19 protein-coding genes are annotated in these 21,016 nt (G+C 35.0%); 13 read left to right on the top strand and 6 right to left on the bottom strand.

Features of this window, described 5'->3' with window-relative positions; all coding sequences use genetic code 11:
* A partial coding sequence (locus CW357_RS04775; protein ID WP_371683751.1) for a siderophore ABC transporter substrate-binding protein occupies positions 1-1,017 on the top strand: 1,017 nt, incomplete at its 5' end.
* A 173-nt stretch (positions 1,018-1,190) separates the two neighbouring features.
* On the top strand, positions 1,191-1,805 hold the full coding sequence (locus CW357_RS04770) for a phosphatase PAP2 family protein (protein WP_119417222.1): 615 nt from the start codon (positions 1,191-1,193) through the stop codon (positions 1,803-1,805).
* Between the two features lie 79 nt (positions 1,806-1,884).
* On the opposite strand, the gene CW357_RS04765 is transcribed toward CW357_RS04770, so the two are convergent.
* On the bottom strand, positions 1,885-3,087 hold the full coding sequence (locus CW357_RS04765; protein WP_119417221.1) for an MFS transporter: 1,203 nt from the start codon (positions 3,085-3,087) through the stop codon (positions 1,885-1,887).
* A gap of 233 nt (positions 3,088-3,320) precedes the next feature.
* On the opposite strand from CW357_RS04765, the gene zupT reads away from it, so the two are divergent.
* The gene (zupT, locus tag CW357_RS04760) at positions 3,321-4,130 is read left to right on the top strand and encodes a zinc transporter ZupT (protein WP_119417220.1); all 810 of its coding nucleotides are present in this window, start codon (positions 3,321-3,323) and stop codon (positions 4,128-4,130) included.
* A 42-nt stretch (positions 4,131-4,172) separates the two neighbouring features.
* Here the strand turns inward: zupT and thrB are convergent, their stop codons facing one another.
* Together thrB and thrC are read right to left on the bottom strand one after the other, a co-directional pair.
* Positions 4,173-5,084 (bottom strand): homoserine kinase, encoded by a 912-nt coding sequence (thrB, locus tag CW357_RS04755; protein WP_119417219.1) that lies wholly within the window; start codon positions 5,082-5,084, stop codon positions 4,173-4,175.
* Entirely contained in the window at positions 5,081-6,133 is a 1,053-nt protein-coding gene (gene thrC / locus CW357_RS04750) for a threonine synthase (RefSeq protein WP_119417218.1), read from the bottom strand. Before thrC ends, thrB begins: the two co-directional genes overlap by 4 nt.
* 237 nt (positions 6,134-6,370) lie before the next feature.
* Here thrC and CW357_RS04745 point away from each other — a divergent pair, with 237 nt between their 5' ends.
* From CW357_RS04745 to glpK, 7 genes are all read left to right on the top strand, one after another.
* Complete coding sequence (locus CW357_RS04745; RefSeq protein WP_119417217.1) at positions 6,371-7,585, top strand: MFS transporter; 1,215 nt, start codon at positions 6,371-6,373, stop codon at positions 7,583-7,585.
* A gap of 524 nt (positions 7,586-8,109) precedes the next feature.
* Positions 8,110-8,844 (top strand): gluconate 2-dehydrogenase subunit 3 family protein, encoded by a 735-nt coding sequence (locus CW357_RS04740; RefSeq protein WP_119417216.1) that lies wholly within the window; start codon positions 8,110-8,112, stop codon positions 8,842-8,844.
* Positions 8,845-8,861: 17 nt separating this feature from the next.
* Positions 8,862-10,571: a GMC family oxidoreductase gene (locus CW357_RS04735; RefSeq protein WP_119417215.1), complete on the top strand. Its 1,710-nt coding sequence runs from the start codon at positions 8,862-8,864 to the stop codon at positions 10,569-10,571.
* A gap of 48 nt (positions 10,572-10,619) precedes the next feature.
* Positions 10,620-10,823, top strand: coding sequence for a twin-arginine translocase TatA/TatE family subunit (gene tatA / locus CW357_RS04730; protein ID WP_119417214.1), 204 nt, complete (start codon positions 10,620-10,622; stop codon positions 10,821-10,823).
* 15 nt (positions 10,824-10,838) lie between these two features.
* On the top strand, positions 10,839-11,714 hold the full coding sequence (tatC, locus tag CW357_RS04725; RefSeq protein ID WP_119417213.1) for a twin-arginine translocase subunit TatC: 876 nt from the start codon (positions 10,839-10,841) through the stop codon (positions 11,712-11,714).
* A 717-nt stretch (positions 11,715-12,431) separates the two neighbouring features.
* On the top strand, positions 12,432-13,229 hold the full coding sequence (locus tag CW357_RS04720; RefSeq protein ID WP_124217472.1) for an MIP/aquaporin family protein: 798 nt from the start codon (positions 12,432-12,434) through the stop codon (positions 13,227-13,229).
* 31 nt (positions 13,230-13,260) lie between these two features.
* Entirely contained in the window at positions 13,261-14,754 is a 1,494-nt protein-coding gene (glpK, locus tag CW357_RS04715; RefSeq protein ID WP_124217471.1) for a glycerol kinase GlpK, read from the top strand.
* A 78-nt stretch (positions 14,755-14,832) separates the two neighbouring features.
* Here the strand turns inward: glpK and CW357_RS04710 are convergent, their stop codons facing one another.
* On the bottom strand, positions 14,833-15,141 hold the full coding sequence (locus CW357_RS04710; protein ID WP_119417260.1) for a nucleotide pyrophosphohydrolase: 309 nt from the start codon (positions 15,139-15,141) through the stop codon (positions 14,833-14,835).
* 108 nt (positions 15,142-15,249) lie between these two features.
* On the opposite strand from CW357_RS04710, the gene CW357_RS04705 reads away from it, so the two are divergent.
* Both CW357_RS04705 and menC read left to right on the top strand, forming a co-directional pair.
* Positions 15,250-16,395 (top strand): M20 peptidase aminoacylase family protein, encoded by a 1,146-nt coding sequence (locus tag CW357_RS04705; RefSeq protein ID WP_119417261.1) that lies wholly within the window; start codon positions 15,250-15,252, stop codon positions 16,393-16,395.
* 25 nt (positions 16,396-16,420) lie between these two features.
* On the top strand, positions 16,421-17,533 hold the full coding sequence (menC, locus tag CW357_RS04700) for an o-succinylbenzoate synthase (RefSeq protein WP_119417262.1): 1,113 nt from the start codon (positions 16,421-16,423) through the stop codon (positions 17,531-17,533).
* A 26-nt stretch (positions 17,534-17,559) separates the two neighbouring features.
* Here the strand turns inward: menC and CW357_RS04695 are convergent, their stop codons facing one another.
* On the bottom strand, positions 17,560-18,366 hold the full coding sequence (locus tag CW357_RS04695; protein WP_119417263.1) for a GNAT family N-acetyltransferase: 807 nt from the start codon (positions 18,364-18,366) through the stop codon (positions 17,560-17,562).
* Between the two features lie 239 nt (positions 18,367-18,605).
* Between CW357_RS04695 and CW357_RS04690 the strand changes: the two genes are divergently transcribed.
* Positions 18,606-19,532, top strand: a complete 927-nt coding sequence (locus tag CW357_RS04690) for a manganese-dependent inorganic pyrophosphatase (RefSeq protein ID WP_119417264.1) — start codon at positions 18,606-18,608, stop codon at positions 19,530-19,532.
* Between the two features lie 99 nt (positions 19,533-19,631).
* Here CW357_RS04690 and CW357_RS04685 read toward each other — a convergent pair whose 3' ends face one another.
* Entirely contained in the window at positions 19,632-21,002 is a 1,371-nt protein-coding gene (locus CW357_RS04685) for an FAD-dependent oxidoreductase (RefSeq protein ID WP_119417265.1), read from the bottom strand.
* Between the last annotated feature and the right edge of the window lie 14 nt (positions 21,003-21,016).

Genomic DNA, 21,016 nt, shown 5'->3' with positions numbered 1-21,016 from the left:
AGAGCTCTTACTACTAATATACGAGGAGAAGAGAAAATGAAAAAGTGGTCATTGTTAACATTGGTTTTTGCGTTATTTCTTGTATTAGGAGCATGTGGCTCCAAAGATTCAGGTAAAGAAGATTCAAACTCGGGTTCAAAGAAAGAAACAATAACAGTAACAAACGATTTTGGTATTCAAAATGAGGATGGCTCTTCAGATTCTGTGAAGGATGAAGTAAAGGTTCCTAAAAATCCTAAAAAGGTTGTTGCTTATGATATGGGATTCTTAGATACACTTGATACATTAGGCGTTAAGATTGCAGGTGTTCCACAAGATTCAATTCCTACTTATCTTAAGAAATATGAAGGTTCTGAATATGAAAATGTTGGTTCTCTAAAAGAACCTGATTTTGAAAAATTAGCTACTATTGCTCCAGATGTTATTTTTATCTCAGGGCGTCAAGCGAGTCTATATAAAGAATTTAGTGAAATTGCTCCAACTGTATATGTAGGATTAGACACTGCAAACTACATCGATTCATTTAAAAAGAATACAGAATTAGCTGGTCAAATCTTTGATAAAGAAGACCAAGTAAAAGACGAATTATCAAAAATTGATGATACCATTGCAAAAGTACAAGGTGAAACAAAGGATTTAGATAAAAAATCTTTAATCATTTTAGGTTCTGAAGGCAAGATTAGTGCTTATGGTCCGGCATCACGTTTTGGATTAATCCATGATGTATTTGGTTTCAAAGCAGCTGATGAGGGAATTGAGGTTTCTACTCATGGACAAAACGTATCTTATGAATATGTACTAGAGAAAAATCCTGACATTATCTTTGTTGTCGATCGTGACGCAGTTGTTGCTGAAGGTGCTTCTGCGAAAAAAGATATTGAAAATGATATTGTTAAGAAAACAACAGCCTATAAAGAGAGTAAAATCATTTACCTTAACCCAGAGGTTTGGTACTTATCTGGCGGTGGGTTACAATCTGTAGCTGAAATGGCGAAAGAAGTAGAATCTGCATTATAGTAGTTAAGGTTTAAAATATGTAGAAAAGGTGACTTAAAAGGGGTTCATACTTTTAAGTCGCCTTTTGTTATGTAATTATTTATTTTTAATCACTTTTATCTAGCATAATAACTAGGTATAGTATTACATATGAATATAATATGTTGGAAGGAATTTAAAAGGAGGAAAATGGAGTGAAGAAATTTTTCTATCCTTTATCTATTATAACGTTTGTGTTATTTGGCGTTATGTTGATAAATATTAAAAGTAATTGGGTTGCCAGTTTAGATACAACTGTTTCAAAGATATTGAAAGGTAATGACGTAATTGAATTTTTCCATTACTTCGGGGAGACGAAGTTTATAATGGTCATAACATTCCTCTTACTAATATGGCTATGGATTCGTGATTATAATTATCGTGGTATGATGTTCACGCTAATCACAATAGCTGGAGGAAATGTGCTAAATCGTTTAATAAAGGAATGGGTACAAAGACCACGACCAATTATCCCGCATCAATTATCGACTTTTAGTTTTCCCTCAGGACATGCTATGATTGGAATTCTCTATGTTTTCACAATTGCTTACCTTGCAACTGAGTATGAAGCTTCAACAAAAAGAAAACTAACGGTATGGTTACTGGCAACGATAATGGTCATTTTAATAGGTCTATCCAGAGTAGCAGGAAGTCGTCATTTTGCATCAGATGTAATTGCAGGTTGGTCCATTGGCTATACTTGGTTTATTGTTTTAGTAATTTGGTATGAACGAAGAAGAAGAATTATTAATAGGCATTCAAAAAGGTAACCTAAAAATAGGAGTCATTTTAGGTTACCTTGAGTAGAAAAGGATTTGTTCAATCTTGATGTTGGACAATCCTTTTTATTTATCCTAGTCTTGTTTTCTTTATGGTTATTTTATTGATCGTATAAGTTAAAATACTTGCTACAACTAAAAACAATAAAATGATACTAATAACACCATTCCATCCATACTTAGTCCAGAAAATCCCGCCACTTGTACCACCAACACTTGACCCTACATAATAGAAAAATAAATAGAGTGAAGAGGCTTGAGCTTTATCGTGACTAGCCCTTTGACCAACCCAACCACTTGCAATGGAATGTCCGCCGAAGAAACCAAAAGTGAAAATAGCAATTCCAAAGATTTTTAGAATTAGGTTTCCTGCTAAAGCAAGAACAGCACCTACAAGCATTAGACCGATGCCTGTTAATAATATTTTAAAACGACCATGTTGGTCAGCTAATCCGCCCATCCATGCAGAACTGAATGTACCAACTAAATAGATTAAGAAAATCCAACCGACCACTGTTTGACTTAATGAGTATGGAGGATTCAATAGTTGAAATCCAATATAGTTATACATCGTTACAAACGATCCCATTAATAAGAAACCTATTCCAAATAGACTTAATAATGCAGGATCTTTTAGATGCATAACCATCGATTTAAATAACGGTTTAAATGCAAGCCTTTCTGCGTTAAAGTGTTTTGATGCTGGTAACAAGAAATAAAAGGCGATGGCAACAAGTAAACTAATAGTCCCTATTGTGAGCATACCAATCCGCCAATTAAATAGATCACTAACAGTACCCATAATAATCCGTCCTGCAAGGCCACCAATTGAATTTCCACTAATATACAGACCCATCGCAGCACCTAAACTAGCCGGTTCAATTTCTTCACCGAGATAAGCCATGGCAATTGCAGGGAGACCTGCGAATACTATTCCTTGTATGACTCGCAAGGTAAGTAACATGTGATAGTTTGGAGAAAATGCAATAAGAAAAGTTAAAATGGCTACGGCAACCATTGAAAAAGTCATAATTGGTTTTCGTCCCCAAGCCTCTGAAAGTGAACCAACGATTAACATACTAAATGCTAAGGCTGCGGTTGTTAATGATAAGGAAAGACTTGCAGTAGCAGGTGATATATTAAAAAATTTTGAAAGTGTCGGTAACACAGGTTGAGTCATATATAAATTTGCAAATGTACTAAAAGCACCAGCAAATAACGCTAAGTTAGCTTTTCGAAAGTTCATCGTTCCTTTTTTTATATAATCATCCATTGTAGTAAATCACTCCATTAAAGTATCGAAAGGTAATAATTATAATTGTATATTTTTAATACGATTAATTATAGGTATTATTCAAAGATAAATACAATTTAATTGAAGTAGTTTTTAGAATGATGCCAGTTAGTTAGCTTTTTAAAATTTCCCTATGAAATAAAGTTGCATAAAGGAAACTATTTGCATACAATGAGCAAAAGCCAATTTTCAATCATTGGGGAGGTATGCGGATGGATGGGAGTGTTTTATATGCATTAGGCTTGACATTGTTTGCAGGGTTAGCAACAGGTGTTGGTAGTTTGATAGCATTCTTTACTTCTAGGACGAATACAAAGTTCTTATCTTTTTCATTAGGGTTTTCAGCAGGGGTTATGATTTATGTATCATTGGTAGAAATTTTCGTGAAGGCAAAGATTGCGTTAGTAAGTGAATTAGGAGCGAAGCAAGGGTATTTATATACAGTCATAGGTTTCTTTGCGGGGATGTTATTAATTACTCTGATTGATAAGATGATACCGAAGCAAGGAAATCCACATGAAGTAAAAATGGTTGAAGACTTACAAAAGGGACCTTCAAAAGAAGAATATACGAAGCTTATGAAAATGGGGGTCTTTACAGCACTGGCAATTGGTATTCACAATTTCCCTGAAGGAATAGCAACGTTTGTGTCAGCTCTAAATGATCCAAATTTAGGTTTGGCGATTGCGATAGCTGTAGCTATACATAATATTCCGGAAGGGATAGCTGTATCTGTGCCTATATTCTATGCAACGGGGAATCGTAAGAAAGCATTTAAGCTATCCTTTTTATCAGGATTAGCAGAACCAGTTGGTGCATTTGTTGCTTACTTACTGCTAATGCCTTTTTTAAATGAAATTATATTTGGCTTGATTTTTGCAGGGGTAGCAGGGATTATGGTGTTTATTTCACTAGATGAATTATTACCGGCTGCTCGAAAATATGATGAGGCACACTCGTCTATTTATGGTGTTGTTTTAGGGATGATTGTCATGGCTATTAGTTTAGTGTTATTAGCATAAATAAGAGGGATTGCATTTTGCAATCCCTCTTATTTACATATATTATTCAACCAACTCTGTTACATTGACCTGTACACCTTTGTCATCGACCTGTACAGCTTTAATATCGTAGTTTGGAAATAACGGTTTCATCTTTGTAACAAAGTTTTCTACGTGATTTTTATCAACCAATGAAATGACGGTAGGACCAGCACCGCTGATAGCAGTTCCGTACGCTCCAGCATCTTTGGCGGTTTGTCTAATTTCATGGTAGTTTGGAATTAAATTAGCGCGAAATGGTTCATGGAATAAGTCGTGCTCCATAAATTCACCCGCACGTTTATAGTCTTTTAATAACAATGCTGCTGTTAGCATATTTGCGTTAGCACTTGCGTGTACAGCATATGCTTTGTCATAGTTTGCAGGTAATACTTTACGAGCCTCTTCAGTCTTTAACTCAACGTTGGGTATAAAAACTGCAAAAGCTGCGTCTACATCTTGTACATGAATAAGTTCTAGCTGGCCATTTGGTAATGTAGAGCCAATTGTAAGTCCTCCACAAACAGATGCAGCAGCATTGTCTGGATGCCCTTCAATTTTAGAAGCTAATCGACAACGCTCATCAGTTGATAACTCTAAATTACATACTTGGTTTGTAATTTCAATACCTGCAACGATGGCGGACGCACTACTACCAAGACCACGTGCTAAAGGTAATTCACTTTGCATAATGACTTTACAAGGTGGCAAGCTAACATTGTATCGTTCAGCAGTTTCTTTTGCGACTTTATAGATTAAATGATCTTCCACAGTGAATTTTTCTGGGAGATGTATGGAATGATGCTCAAACTCCCATTGATCACTAAGCGTTACGTCCAAATGAAGATATAAACCTAAAGCTAAACCAATCGAATCGAAACCAGGACCTAGGTTAGCAGTACTTCCTGGGACAGTAATAGACCATTTTTTACTCATACTAATCCCTCAATATATTTGCGGATTTCTTCCTCATCATTCGGTAGGGATACCATGTCCACATTTGAAGCTTTCACAGCTGTATCAGGATCTTTTAAACCATTACCTGTCAATACAGCAACTACACGACTACCTTTTGAAATAGAGCCATTTGCAACTGATTGTATTACACCTGCAACGGAAGCAGCAGATCCAGGTTCTGCAAATACACCTTCTTTTGCGGCAATTTGTCGATAAGCGTTTAAGATTTCTTCATCTGTTACAGAACCGATTTTACCTTCTGATTCATCACGTGCTGCTTCTGCTAGTTTCCAACTTGCAGGATTTCCGATGCGGATAGCAGTAGCGATTGTTTCAGGATGTGCAATTGGAGCACCTTGAACGATTGCAGCAGCACCTTCAGCTTCAAATCCGAACATTTTTGGCAATTTCGTACCTTTTTTCTCATGATATTCTTTGAAGCCTTTCCAATAGGCACTAATATTACCGGCGTTGCCGACCGGAATTGCTAAGATATCTGGAGCATCTCCTAATTGATCACAAACTTCAAATGCAGCTGTTTTTTGGCCTTCTAATCGATATGGGTTTACGGAGTTTACTAAAGTAACAGCAGTTGTTTCACTAATATCACGAACAACTTGTAATGCTTCATCAAAGTTGCCATCTATTTCAATAATTTTAGCACCGTACATATAAGCTTGAGCTAATTTGCCGGCTGCAACTTTACCTTTTGGTATAACGATGATGGCTTGAATCCCTGCACGGGCAGCGTAAGCGGCAGCAGCAGCAGAAGTATTACCAGTTGAAGCACAGATAACACATTTACTACCGTCTTCAATGGCTTTTGCCACTGCCATTACCATTCCACGATCTTTGAAAGAACCAGTTGGATTTAAACCTTCAAATTTCACATGTAAATCAATTCCAAGTTCTTTTGATAATGTATCTAAATAAATTAATGGTGTATTTCCTTCATGCAAAGTTAAGGCAGGTGTTTTGTCAGTTACGGGTAAAAATTCTTTATAGTGATTTAAAAGGCCTTTCCACATTTGTAACATTCTCCTTTGTATATAAAATCTTTTGATGTTCATTCTAAAAGTACAAGTGTTTTTCTATAAGAGACATTTTAACTCATTTCAAGTACTGTTTTCAATAGTATCTTGTAAATTTTCAAAACTATTTGAATTTATTTTACATCTTGTCACAAAATATAATTCTGTGTATAGTTGTATTTACAAATTAGTTTACTGGTGTAAAGACACAAGGAAGCTTAGGAGGCGTATAAAATGACAAAGGCAGTAGTTAATACACCAACAATCTCAAGAAATAAATTGCTAGGTGTAGCTGGTATTGGCTGGCTATTCGATGCTCTTGACGTTGGAATTCTATCATTCGTTATTGCGGCTTTAGCCAAAGAATGGAATTTAACCTCTGAACAAATGGGGTGGATTGGTAGTATCAATTCTATCGGTATGGCAGTTGGAGCTTTTGTGTTTGGCATTTTTGCAGATCGAATCGGACGGAAATCTGTTTTTATCTGGACTTTAGTTATTTTCTCTATAGCAAGTGGATTATCGGCCATGGCAACTACTCTAGCCATATTTATGATTTTACGGTTTTTTATTGGAATGGGCTTAGGTGGGGAGTTGCCAGTTGCTTCTACATTAGTTTCTGAAAGTGTAGCTTCACATGAAAGAGGAAGAGTAGTAGTCTTGTTAGAAAGCTTTTGGGCAGTTGGCTGGTTATTAGCAGCACTTATTTCTTATTTTATTATTCCTGAGTATGGCTGGAGAGTGGCATTGCTATTAACTGCTATACCTGCACTCTATGCAATCTATTTACGTTTGCATTTACCAGATTCACCGCAATTTACTGCAAAAAAGAATCCGTCTAGAAGTATATTGCAAAATTTAAAGGATGTTTGGTCTAAAAAATATATGAGACCTACACTAATGTTATGGATTGTTTGGTTTACTGTTGTATTTTCTTATTACGGTATGTTCTTATGGCTACCAAGTGTTATGGTGTTAAAAGGATTTAGCTTGATCAAAAGCTTTGAATATGTCCTAATTATGACGCTTGCGCAGTTACCTGGATATTTTACGGCAGCATGGTTAATTGAAAAGGTAGGACGTAAATTTGTCTTAGCTACCTATTTATTTGGGACTGCTATCAGTGCACTTGCATTTGGTTTAACAGATATTACTTGGATGTTAATCGTTTCAGGAATGTTACTATCCTTCTTTAATTTAGGTGCTTGGGGTGCACTCTATGCCTATACGCCAGAGCAATATCCAACAGTCATAAGAGGAACTGGGGTAGGAATGGCAGCATCTATCGGTAGGTTAGGGGGAATATTTGGACCGCTTTTAGTGGGGGTATTGATGACAAAAGGATTTTCGATTGGTTGGATATTCTCCATCTTCTGTGTGTCTATTTTGATAGGTATACTAGCCATCCTATTATTAGGAAAAGAAACGAAACAAACAGTATTACAATAAAAAAATATATTGCTTATTTAAATAGAAGATAAATACTATTGTTGTTAACGCAACCATAGTATTTTATGTAAAAAAATACCAGCAAAAATAGTATAAGTCTTAAATTCATTTTAGATTGAATTATACTAAAATGTTTTTGCAATATAATGTTTTAAAAATAATTATTTGATCATGAAAATATAGAATAGTTTAAATTTACAAATTCTTTATAATCTATATTCAATATTATGTTAATTTTTATAGAAAAAGAGTATTATCTGTTAAAAACAGTTAATACTTTTTTTTACATATTTTACAAAATGCAAAAATAATTCATTTTCTATTCATTTTTATGATGATTATGACTTATTGTTCATATGGAACGACATCACTAAAATAGATAAATGTGACGTTTTTTAAAACTTTTATAAATAAGTAAGATTAGAATAATATCTAACCGGGAAATACTTAAGCTTAAAGGTAAGTGTTTTTATTTATCTCGAGTGGAAAAATTATTTCTATTATTTTAAGGGAGGGTTCTAATAATGAGTAATAAAGATATTTCAAGACGTGACTTCCTGAAAACAACTGGTATTGCTACAGGAACGTTAATCGGTGGTGGATTAATCGGCGGATTAATCGGATTTAACTCTAAAAAAACTACTGCACCAACGAAAACTACAGAAACAAAAACAAACCAAACATCTACAAGTGAAGGTAAAATGTTCTTCACAACTGATAAGGATTTTAATATATTAGCCGCAGCTACTGAACGTATTTTTCCTAAAGACGATTTAGGCGCAGGTGCTATTGACTTAGGTGTTCCTTACTTCATCGATCATCAATTAGCAGGACAATATGGTAGTAACTCAAAAGAATATATGCAAGGACCATTCGGCGCTGGTCAACCTACTCAAGGTTACCAATCTCGTTTGACTCGTGCTGAAATTTTCACTCAAGGTGTTCAATCTTTAGAATCTGAAGCTCAAAAACGTTACAAAAAAAGCTTTACAGATATTTCTGATAAAGAACGTGATGTGATTTTAACTGCATTCCAAAAAGATGAAATTAAGATGAAAGGTGTTACCGCCGGATTCTTCTTCAATTTACTTCGCTCTGCAACAATTGAAGGTGCTTATTCTGATCCATTGTATGGTGGTAACAGAAACATGGAAGGCTGGAAAATGAAAGGCTTCCCAGGTCACCAAATGTCTTATATTAACGTAATTGAAAAAGAAGGATTCCAAAAAATCGAACCTAGATCACTAGGTATGCACTAATTTAGGAGGTTGTATCAATGGCTAAAACTATGCCAAAAGTTGATGTTGTAACTGTCGGTGTTGGTTGGACAGGCGGTATCGTTGCTGCTGAATGTACTAATGCCGGATTAAAAGTTGTAGGACTTGAAAGAGGTAAAGATCGTGGTACAGCAAACTTTGCCAACGTACATGATGAATATCGTTATGCAATTCGTTATGAATTAATGCAAGACTTATCTAAAGAAACAGTCACTTTCCGTAACAATCGTAAACAACAAGCATTACCAATGCGCCAATTAGGTTCTTTTTTACTTGGTGAAGGTCTTGGCGGAGCTGGTACTCACTGGAATGGACAAGTATTCCGTTTCTTACCATATGACTTTGAAATTAAAACAATGACAGATAAAAAGTACGGTAAAGATTTCCTAGGTAAAGACTACCTATACCAAGACTGGGGTCTAACTTACGATGAAATAGAACCATACTATGATAAATTCGAAAAAATAGCTGGTACTGGTGGTGAAGAAAACTCTCTAACTGGTAAACGTTCTGATAAGTATCCGAACAAACCAATGAAGAAAACACCATTATTACAAAAATTCGATAAAGCAACAAAAAAATTAGGTTATCATCCATACATGATGCCATCTTCAAACATGAGTGCAACATACAAAAACCCTTATGGTAATACTCTTAATGCTTGCCAATATTGCGGTTTCTGTGAACGCTTTGGTTGTGAATATGGCGCTAAAGCTACTCCAGAAGTAGCTGTTATCCCAACTGCATTAAAATCTGGTAAATACGAAATTCGTTTTAACTCAAATGTTGTTGAAGTTTTAACAAAAGGAAACAAAGCAACAGGTGTTAAATACCTTGACACTGTAACAGGTGAAGAATTTATTCAACCAGCAGACGTTGTTGTATTAACTTCATATATGATGAATAATGCTAAATTATTAATGGTATCTAATATTGGTACTATGTATGATCCTGCAACTGGTAAAGGTACTCTAGGACGTAACTATTGCTATCAAATTATGCCTGGTGCAACAGGTTTCTTCGATGAACAATTCAATACATTCATGGGTGCTGGTGCGTTAGGTATGTGTATTGATGATTTTAATGGTGATAACTTTGATCACTCTAAACTTGGATTTATCCATGGTGGTAATATTGAATTAACACAATTAGGTAACCGTCCAATCGGTAATAACCCAACACATTCTGATACACCAACATGGGGTGCTGAATGGAAAAAAGATTCAATTATGAACTATACTCGTTCTCTTAGTGTAGGTGCTCAAGGTGCTTCTATTCCTCACAAAGAAAACTTCTTAACTTTAGATTCTAAATATAAAGATGTTTACGGTGTTCCATTGTTACAATTAAATTATGATTTTACTGAACAAGATAAAAAATTACACAAGTTCATTTCAGATAAGTGCGCAGAAGTCTTAAAAGAAATGGGTGCTAAAACAGTTGAAGCACGTGCGGAAATTACAAATTACAATATCGTACCTTACCAATCAACTCATAACACTGGTGGTACAGTAATGAGTAAGACTCCAGAAGATGGTGTAGTAAATAATTATCTACAACACTGGGATTGTGAAAATCTATTTGCTGTAGGTGCCGGTTCATTTGCGAATAACTCTGGTTATAACCCAACTGATACTGTCGGTGCTTTAGCATTACGTTGTGCTGAAGGTATTATTAAATACTCTAAAAAAGGCGGTTCATTGGTTTAATAGAAAATTATCTGTTAAACTAGTTCACTGATGAAGGAGGAATGAGTCGTGGGATTAGGTGCAATTGGAGTTCCAGGATTAATCGTTATCTTAATCATTGTCTTAATCGTTTTTGGACCAAAAAAATTGCCTGAAATTGGTTCTGCAGTAGGTAAAACCTTTACAGAATTCAAAAAGTCAACTAAAGGTTTAATTGACGAAGACGATGAAGCAAAAAAAGAAAAATCAACTTCTGATAAAAAAGAAATCTAACTAGAGGGTGTTCGTATGGATCCATATGAAGAAAATGCAAAAAAAGTACTCAGCCCTTTGGATAAAATTAGTGAAGATATAGAAGAAATTGAGAAAGAAAAAGAAGTAGAAGAATCTGCTTCTCTTTCGAGTATCGAGCAGGAGCAAGAAGAAGATTCTTCTCTAGCTGATGTAAGTGAAGCTTTTGTAGAACATTTAGCCGACTTAAGAAAGCAACTAATTAAAGGTCTGGCAGTTTTTGTGTTCTTTTTCATCATTGTATTTGCTACAGTGAACAAATGGCTTCCATATGTAACAAGAGGACATGATTTAGTTATTCTAGGTCCACTTGAAGTGATCAAATTCTATATGTCAATTTCAACAACGCTTGCCTTAGGCCTATCTTTACCATTCCTGATGCATTTTGTATGGAATTTCATCAAACCTGGGCTTAAGGAAAATGAAAAAGGATTTCTAGGATTATATTCTCCTGTAATGCTTGTTTTATTTGTTATTGGTGTTGCATTTGGTTATTATGTATTAAACCCACTAAGTTACAGTTTTCTCGTTGGAATAGGTGAATCAAACTTTGATGTCATGATTTCTGCTAGTCAATATATGAGTTATTTAATTATGACAACTGTTCCGATAGGTTTATTGTTTGAGTTGCCGATTTTAGCAATGTTTTTATCAACAATAGGTGTTTTAACATCTGTTGCGATGAAAAGTATTAGAAAATGGTCATACGTTTCGATGGCTGTACTTTCTGCTTTGATCACGCCACCTGACTTTATGAGCCAATTAATCGTGCTTATTCCTATGATATTATTGTATGAAATCAGTATTTTATTAGTGAAGAAAATTGAACGTAAACAAGCTGCAAAATTAGAAAAGGAAAGTACTAATATGTAAGTTAGACTTCCGATCCTATATAAACTTGCCCAATGAAAAACTGATAGTCTATTAATTGGTTTGAGTATTGGCTCATTTATCTGAAGATATCAGATAGATGAGCCTTTTGCATTTATACAGTGAATAATTATAAAAGAATTAATAGAAAAGCTACCTCATATTATTATGTTATAGTACAACGAAAAAGTGACTCGATGTGTGTTATGTAAGTTAAAACATCTAAAGAAAGAATTGTAAAATGATAAATCACCCATGTATTCTTGTATGAATTAAAAAAATATAATTTTATAGTAAATTTTCGTTTGATATTAAATCATTTGTAGGAATTAACTCAAACATATTCTAATATGCTTTTAAGGATAGAAAAAATATTGCCAAACAAATATGTACTTTAATCGAAGTTCATTTTTTAAGCGACTTCACTAAGAAACATTGAATTACTAATTATTACTTAATTTTTTATGATGATTTAATACGTTTACTTACATACCAAATACTAAATGACGTTAATGACAAGTCAATAACAATGAAAATTTCTAGAGAAAAGTTATGGTAACGCTTTCAAAAAGGCGTTGACTAGATTGTGGGCTTTTTTGTAAAATTTCAATTGAGTTTAGATTTTGTTTTCGAGTTTCAGAGTTCGTCTTTAAAAAATTAGAAAAATATCTTTATAGACGAATTTTTTATTAAGTACATTATTCATAGAGGAGGATAAGGATGTCTACATTTACAGCTGAGTTAGTCGGCACGATGATTTTAATTTTGTTCGGGGGAGGCGTTGTAGCTAGTGTTTCCCTAAACAAATCGAAAGGTTTTGGAGGCGGTTGGGTAGTTGTTACAATCGCATGGGGTCTCGCAGTATCCATGGGCGCCTATGCTGTTGGGGGAATTAGTGGAGCACATTTAAACCCTGCATTAACAATTGCACTAGCAACGATAGGAGATTTTCCTTGGAATGATGTACCAATGTATATTGTAGCTCAAATGATTGGAGCTTTTCTTGGTGCAGTATTAGTTTATCTTGTATACTTACCACATTGGGGCGCAACTGATGACCCTGAAGCAAAACTAGGTGTGTTTAGTACAATGCCAGCGATTAATCATCCATTATCAAACCTAATTACTGAAATTATTGGCATATTTGCATTAGTGCTTGGTATTTTGGCGCTTGGAACAAATGATATGACAGATGGATTAAATCCTTTTGTAGTAGGTTTATTGATTGTTGTAATTGGGATGGCTCTAGGCGGTCCAACAGGTTATGCTATTAACCCAGCTCGTGACTTAGGTCCACGTATTGCTCATTTTATATTACCGATTCCAGGTAAAAGAGATTCTGGATGGAGCTATGCATGGGTTCCAATTGTAGGTCCTATAATCGGTGGTGTGTTTGGAGCGTTATTCTATCAACAAATATTTGAAGGTAAATCTAGTATTCTATTTTGGGTATTCCTAGTGATTATTTTACTAATCATTATAGGCGCTCAAGCAACAGTGAAAAAAGTAGTGAAATAAAAAATAAAATAAATAAGATGGGGGTATTGGTATGGCGGAAAAATATATAATGGCTTTAGATCAAGGTACAACTAGTTCACGTGCAATTTTGTTTGATCAATCAGGAGGCATTTTCCATACAGCTCAACAAGAATTTCCACAGTACTTTCCTAAATCAGGTTGGGTAGAACATAATCCTGAAGAAATCTGGAGTTCTATTTTATCTGTTATTGCTGGAGTTCTTTCTGAAAAAAATGTAAGCGCTGACCAAGTAGCTGGAATAGGCATTACAAATCAACGCGAAACAACTGTAGTTTGGGATAAAAATACAGGAGTACCTATATATAATGCAATCGTATGGCAATCACGCCAAACAGCAGCTATTTGTGAAGAATTAAAAGCTAAAGGCTATAATGATTTATTTAGAGAAAAAACGGGTCTACTGATTGACGCTTATTTCTCTGGTACAAAAGTTAAGTGGATTTTAGACAATGTAGAAGGTGCACGTGAAAAAGCTGAAAAAGGGGACCTTTTATTTGGTACCATTGATACTTGGCTAATTTGGAAGTTAACAGGCGGAAAAGTACATGTTACGGATTATACAAATGCTTCACGTACATTGATGTACAATATTCATGATTTGAAATGGGATGAACAATTACTAGATATTCTAGGTGTCCCAGCATCAATGCTTCCAGAAGTACACCCATCTTCAGAAGTTTATGGTAAAACGGATGCTGTTCACTTCTTTGGGCAAGAGGTTCCAATAGCAGGTGTTGCAGGTGACCAACAGGCAGCATTATTTGGCCAAGCTTGTTTTGAAAAGGGAATGGTTAAAAACACTTATGGTACTGGATGCTTCATGCTGATGAATACAGGTGAAAAGGCTGTTAAATCTGAAAATGGTTTACTGACGACCATTGCTTGGGGTGTTGATGGTAAAGTAACATATGCACTTGAAGGAAGTATTTTTGTAGCAGGCTCAGCAATCCAATGGTTGCGTGATGGTTTACGGATGTTCCGAACTGCTGCAGAAAGTGAACGTTATGCGGAAAAAGTGGAATCTACTGAAGGTGTATACGTTGTGCCTGCATTTGTTGGATTAGGTACACCATATTGGGATAGCGATGTTCGAGGAGCTGTATTTGGTTTAACTCGTGGTACACAAAAAGAACATTTTATCCGTGCTACATTAGAGTCTCTTGCATATCAAACAAAAGATGTATTAGATGCTATGGAAGTCGATTCAGGGATTTCTTTAAAAACACTACGAGTAGATGGTGGAGCAGTTGCTAATAACTTCTTAATGCAGTTCCAATCAGATTTACTTAATGTCCCTGTAGAACGTCCATCTGTGAGCGAAACGACAGCTCTAGGTGCTGCCTACCTTGCAGGTCTTGCTGTAGGCTTCTGGGAAAGTACGGAGGCAATTGCAAAACACTGGAACTTGAACAAACAATTCACTCCTGAAATGGATGAAGATAAACGTCAAGAATTATATATAGGTTGGCAAAAAGCTGTACGTGCAGCACAATCATTTAAATAAAAGTATGAAAATTATCGATTGATTCAAACAAAACAGCTTACTACTTAAAATGTGGTAAGCTGTTTTAGTTTTTATTTGCTATTTTGAAATCTGTTCAGGTAGTGGATATTTGATTGAATTTTTAACCAGCTTATCTTTAACGGCTTTTTCTAAATCTACGTTCATACAATCAGCCATTTGAATAAGATATATTAAGACGTCCGCCATCTCTTCAACAATTGCTTGTTTATCCTTTTTAATGGATTCATCAGCAGTTGTCCATTGAAAACATTCGAGCAATTCGTTTGCTTCTAAAGAAATTGAAATGGCTAAATTTTTTACATCATGATTACCTTTCCACCCACGGTCATCACGGAACTTTAAAACTTCTTCAGTAATTTCTTGCATATTGTTACCCTCTTTCGATAAAGAATAATAATAATAATACTCTTTATTATATAGGACTGAGATTATTTTTGGCAGTTGTCACTAAAAGTTTAAAGGATGGGATTACGGATGAAAACAGAAATATTGGATATTGCTCCGAGGCTAACGGAAATATTTGCTCATTTACATGAAAATCCAGAAATTTCTTGGAAAGAATATAAAACGACAGATTTTATCACAAGTCTTTTAAAGCAAGAAGGGTATGATGTTTATACTTTTCCTAATAGTACCGGATTATATGTTGAGATTGGTCAAGGCAAGCCCGTCATAGGATTACGCACGGATATGGATGCATTATGGCAGGAAGTAGATGGAGAAATGCGTGCAAATCATTCATGTGGTCACGATGCACATATGACAATGGTTATTGGAGTCCTTTTGTTGATAAAAAAACTCAAACCACAATTTACTGGAACATTACGAGTATTGTTCCAACCTGCCGAAGAAAAGGGGGAAGGTGCTCTCTCTTTAGTTGAAAAGGGACTTGTAGATGATATGGATTATTTGTTTGGCGTACATTTAAGACCATTTCAAGAATTGGAAGATGGTACATTCTCTCCGGCGTTACACCATGGTGCATCTATGATGATTGCTGCAGAAATATATGGTGTAGAAGCCCATGCAGCTAGACCTCATTTAGGAAAAAATGCTATTGAGATTGGTAGTAGTTTGGTTGAAGCGTTAAAATCGATTCATATAGATACTATGATTCCATACTCTGTTAAAGTAACGAAGTTTCATGCAGGTGGGGAATCAGGTAATATTATTCCTGGAAAAGCGTTTATCAACCTTGATGTAAGAGCTCAGACAAATGATGGGATGGAAGAACTAGTAAAAGATATAAGGCGAATTGTTGATGCAGTTTGTAAATTATATGATGCAAAAATCGTGTTAAAAGTTTTAATGGATATAGCAGCTGCCCAAGTAAATGAGGAAGCAAAAGATATTCTAGAACATGCTATTATTCAATCAGTAGGACATGAAAATGTGAGCCCACCCTTATTTACACCTGGTGGAGAAGATTTTCACTTTTATTCAAAACAACGACCTACTGTTAAAACGACAATGTTAGGAGTAGGATGCAATTTAACCCCTGGATTACATCATCCGAATATGACATTTAACCGTGATCGACTGATTACAGGAGTAGAAATCTTAACTCGAACAGTATTGTGTGCATTCGAATATGCCAAGTTAAAGAAGATACCACAGTAATAGTTTTAGAAAAGGAGTGGTGACGTTGAAGATTGAACATGTGACCATTCGACAACTAAAAATGCGTATGAAATCACCATTTGTAACAAGTTTTGGAACAGTTCAAACAAAACAATTTTTAATCGTAGAAGTATTTGATAAGGAAGGTTTAGTGGGTTTTGGTGAAGGAGTAGCCTTTGAAGCACCATGGTATACAGAAGAAACACTACAAACAAGCTGGCATATGTTAGAAGATTTCTTAGTCCCCATTATTCTAAAAAGTGAAATAGGACATCCATCCGAAGTATCACAATTATTCTCAAGTATTCGTCGTAACAATATGGCTAAAGCGGCTATTGAGACTGCTATTTGGGATTTATATGCAAAACAAAATCATATTTCTTTAGCAAAAGCTCTGGGTGGAAAACGGGATTCAATAGAAGTTGGGGTTAGCATTGGCATTCAACCAACAACTGAACAACTCTATGAGAAAATTGATCATGCAATAAGAGAAGGTTGTAAAAGGATTAAGGTTAAGATTAAGCCAGGATTAGATCTGGACCTTATTAGTTCCATTCGTAAACGATATCCAGACATCCCATTAATGGCAGACGCTAATTCATGCTATACATTAAATGATATCCCATTATTAAAGTCCTTAGACAAATACAACTTATTAATGATTGAACAACCATTGGCTGCAGATGATCTATTGCAACATGCAAAACTACAGAAACAAATTCAAACACCTATTTGTCTAGATGAAAGTATTTGTTCATATGATGATGCAAAAACAGCAATTGAATTAGGCAGTTGTAGAGTGATTAATATTAAATATGCTCGTGTAGGTGGTCTAACAGAAGCTAAGAAAATTCAAAACCTATGTGAGGACAACAATATCAAGGTGTGGTGTGGAGGCATGCTTGAGGCTGGCGTAGGACGTGCACATGCTATTGCATTAGCGACACTATCTAATTTTACATTACCTGGCGATACTTTAGGGTCAAGTCATTATTGGGAAGAGGATATTATATATCCTGAAGTAGTTGTTAAGAATGGATTAATAGAAGTTCCTGAAGGGGTAGGGATAGGTTATTCAATCAATCAAAAAGTTCTAGAAAAATATACAGTTAAACAAAAAATAATCATGCAAGATTAATATTGCATGATTATTTTTTTGATGTATTAGTCAAAAATTTTACTCATATAGAGTTCGTCTATGTAACTTGAGTTTATTTTAATTGATTTTTTTCTTTCCCCTTCAATTGTAAATCCAAATTTTTTATATAATGAAATAGCTTTTTGATTAGTTTTGAAAACGGATAATTCTAAACGAGTAATATTTTTTGAATGTGCCCATTTTTCAGCTTCACTTATAAGTGAAGTGCCAATTCCTTTATGTGCGAATTTTTCTAGCACGCCCATTTTTATAGAAGCACGATGTTTTGTTCTTAGTACAGTGTTGCCCATAATAGAAATAACACCGCCAATTTCTCCATCAATAATAGCTATTAGTATGATGCTAGAGTTATCGCTTTTCCATTGAGCAATCAATTTACGAAAACCTTGTACAGAAATATTAAATTCGTTTTGTCCATATTCTAAGTAATCTGTTTCGGCAAATAATTGTTGGTATAATCCTATTACTTCACGTGCGTCATCGAAGTCAATTGGACGAATAATGTATGTAGATTGATTGGCAGATTTTTTTTCAATCGTTGCTGCAATTTGGTTTATAGTAGTTTTTTCAAAGGTTACATAATAGCCTAGTTTTACGTCTGTTACACTGTAACCAAGTTCGGTCCAAGCAATAAAATGCTTCAATGGGGGCTTTGTTTTCTTCCACCAACTTTTATTTAAATAAGAGGCATTTGGAAGAGGTTGACCCATAATGGTTTCAATTTCAGAGAAGGTCAAAGTAAGCTTATCTTCTGTTGCTGCTTCAAAATAAGAAGCTAATGGTATGTATTTCTTTTCTATCTTATTATCCATATTTACCCCACTTTATTTTTGATAAATTATATAAAAATATTAACATAGGTTGGAAATGAATGACACTGATTTGTCATATAAAAGTTTCTTACTAATAAGTAATTTGCGAAAATAATATTAAAGAATCATTTTTCATACTTTATGATGTTATCGTGATAGAAGGAACTTTCATTCTTTTTCGTTAACAGATGTGATAAAATAATATCGGAATTTGTATATAATTTTTAGGAGGAATAATCATGAGTAAAATCCTTGTTTTCGGACATAAAAACCCTGATACTGATACAATTACATCTGCATTAGTATACGCTTACTTAAAACAACAAATTGGAGTAGAAGCTGAAGCTGTTCGTTTAGGCGAACCAAACAACGAAACTGCTTATGCTTTAGAAAAATTTGGATTTGAAGCACCTCGCTTCGTAGCAAAAGTAGCTCCTGAAGCTTCTCAAGTAATCCTAGTTGACCACAATGAACGTCAACAATCTGCAGATGATATTACAGAAGTACAAATTACAGAAGTAATCGATCACCACCGTATTGCCAACTTTGAAACAGCTGATCCATTGTACTACCGTGCTGAACCTGTAGGATGTACAGCAACTATTTTAAATAAAATGTTTAAAGAAAATGATGTTGAAATTCCAGCAAAATATGCTGGCTTAATGCTTTCAGCTATTATTTCTGATACATTATTATTCAAATCACCAACTTGCACATCTCAAGACGTAAAAGCTGCTAAAGAACTTGCTGAAAAAGCAGGTGTCAACGCAGAAGAATACGGTTTAGCTATGCTAAAAGCAGGTGCTGATTTAAGTGATAAATCATTAGAAGATTTACTATCTCTAGATGCAAAAGAATTTTCTATGGGAGATAACAAAGTTGTAATCGCTCAAGTTAATGCTGTAGATGTCAATGATGTATTAGACCGTCAAGCTGAACTTGAAGCTTTACTTAACAAAGAAGTTGAAGAAAAAGGATTAGATTTATTCTTCTTCGTTGTTACTGATATTTTAAATAATGATTCAGTAGCAGTACCTGTTGGTAAAGTAGCAGATAAAGCTGCACCAGCATTTGGAGCATCTTTAGAAAACAATCGCGTCGTATTAAAAGGCGTTGTATCACGTAAAAAACAAATTGTCCCAGCGTTAACAGAAGCTTTAAAATAGTATTCCTCAATCGAAAAAAGGCTATCCATCAAGTGTGGATAGCCTTTTTTGTCATCACCAAATTTTTTTACAAGTAGTTATTTGGAATTGATAGAAAATCTAGAGATCTAGTGGTTTTACAGCAGGTCCTTCTAAGACCGAACCGTCTTTTGAAAATCTTGAACCATGACAAGGACAATCCCATGTTTCGTCTGCTTCGTTCCATCGTGTTTTACAACCTAAATGTGTGCATCTTGGATTTGAGCTTCTTGTCATATATCCTCCAACTAAATCGACTACTGTTTGTCCACCTACTTTTAGTGCTTGCATGAGTGTATCTCCAATTTTCGTATGTTTCGGTGAATAAAGCTTAATCCCATCATTAGATTGCCCTAATAATCCATCACTGATTATTTGGCCGGCAACAATAGAATTAGATATGCCCCATTTTCTAAAACCTGTAGCGAGCCAAATATTAGGATAACCCGAACTAATCTGCCCTACATAAGGAAGGAGGTCAGGCGTTTCAGGGTCTTGTGCAGACCATTTAAAATCTATTTCATCAGCAGAAAATTTCTCAAAAGCTTCATTTTCAATAGCTTCATAATATATATTCGTATTTGACGAAGAACCAGCTCTTTGTGAAGAACCTGCAAGCAAAGTATAGTAATCGTTATCTATCTTAACTGTACGAATTGACCGACCCACTTGATCGATTGAGAGATATTGTCCTTTATAAGGCTCTGAACATTTAAAAGCAATTATATAAGACCGATTCACTTTTAGTTTCACTAATTGCAAGCCAACAATAGCTTCCAAAGGATAATGAGAACAAATTACTAAATCCTTACAATAAACAGTTTGCTTATTTTCTAATTCAACATATGGTTTTGACAGATTAATGTGTGCTACACGAGAATGTTCAAAAAACTTGGCCCCAGCTTTACCAGCCATATCCATAATACTCTGGCCAAATCGAACGGGATGTATTTGCGCTTGCTCTAGCATAGAGACAGAAGCTTTAGATGAATATGGGATTTCACATTTCTCACCGAATGTACCTGGTATGTGTAACAGTTTATAAGCATCCCATTCATCTTCAATCTTCTTAATATTATTGCTTTCAGTAGTGTATAAGAAAGAAGTAGCAGGTTTAATAATAGAAGAATCTACTAAATCTAGTGCAGCAGTTATAGCTTTTTGGTTAAGTTCATAATAGAGTTGAGCAGCATCCAATCCGAATTTTTCAATAATCGTTTGATATACAAGGCCGTGTTGTGCGGTCAGTTTTCCTGTAGAGTGACCGGTGGCGCCACTAAGAAAAGAATTACCTTCAAGTAAAACGACGGACTTTCCAGCTTTGGCTAAATGATAGGCTGTCATTATGCCACTTAGGCCTCCACCGATAATACACACATCGGTTTGTAAAGATTCCTGAAGGGATGAATTTATAGTCGTTTGCATGTTTTGTAACCAAATAGAGGTGGTCATAAAATCTCCTACTT

The sequence above is a fragment of the Rummeliibacillus sp. TYF005 genome, assembly GCF_003844195.1.
Taxonomy (GTDB): domain Bacteria; phylum Bacillota; class Bacilli; order Bacillales_A; family Planococcaceae; genus Rummeliibacillus.
This window is presented reverse-complemented; position numbering and strand designations above follow the sequence as displayed.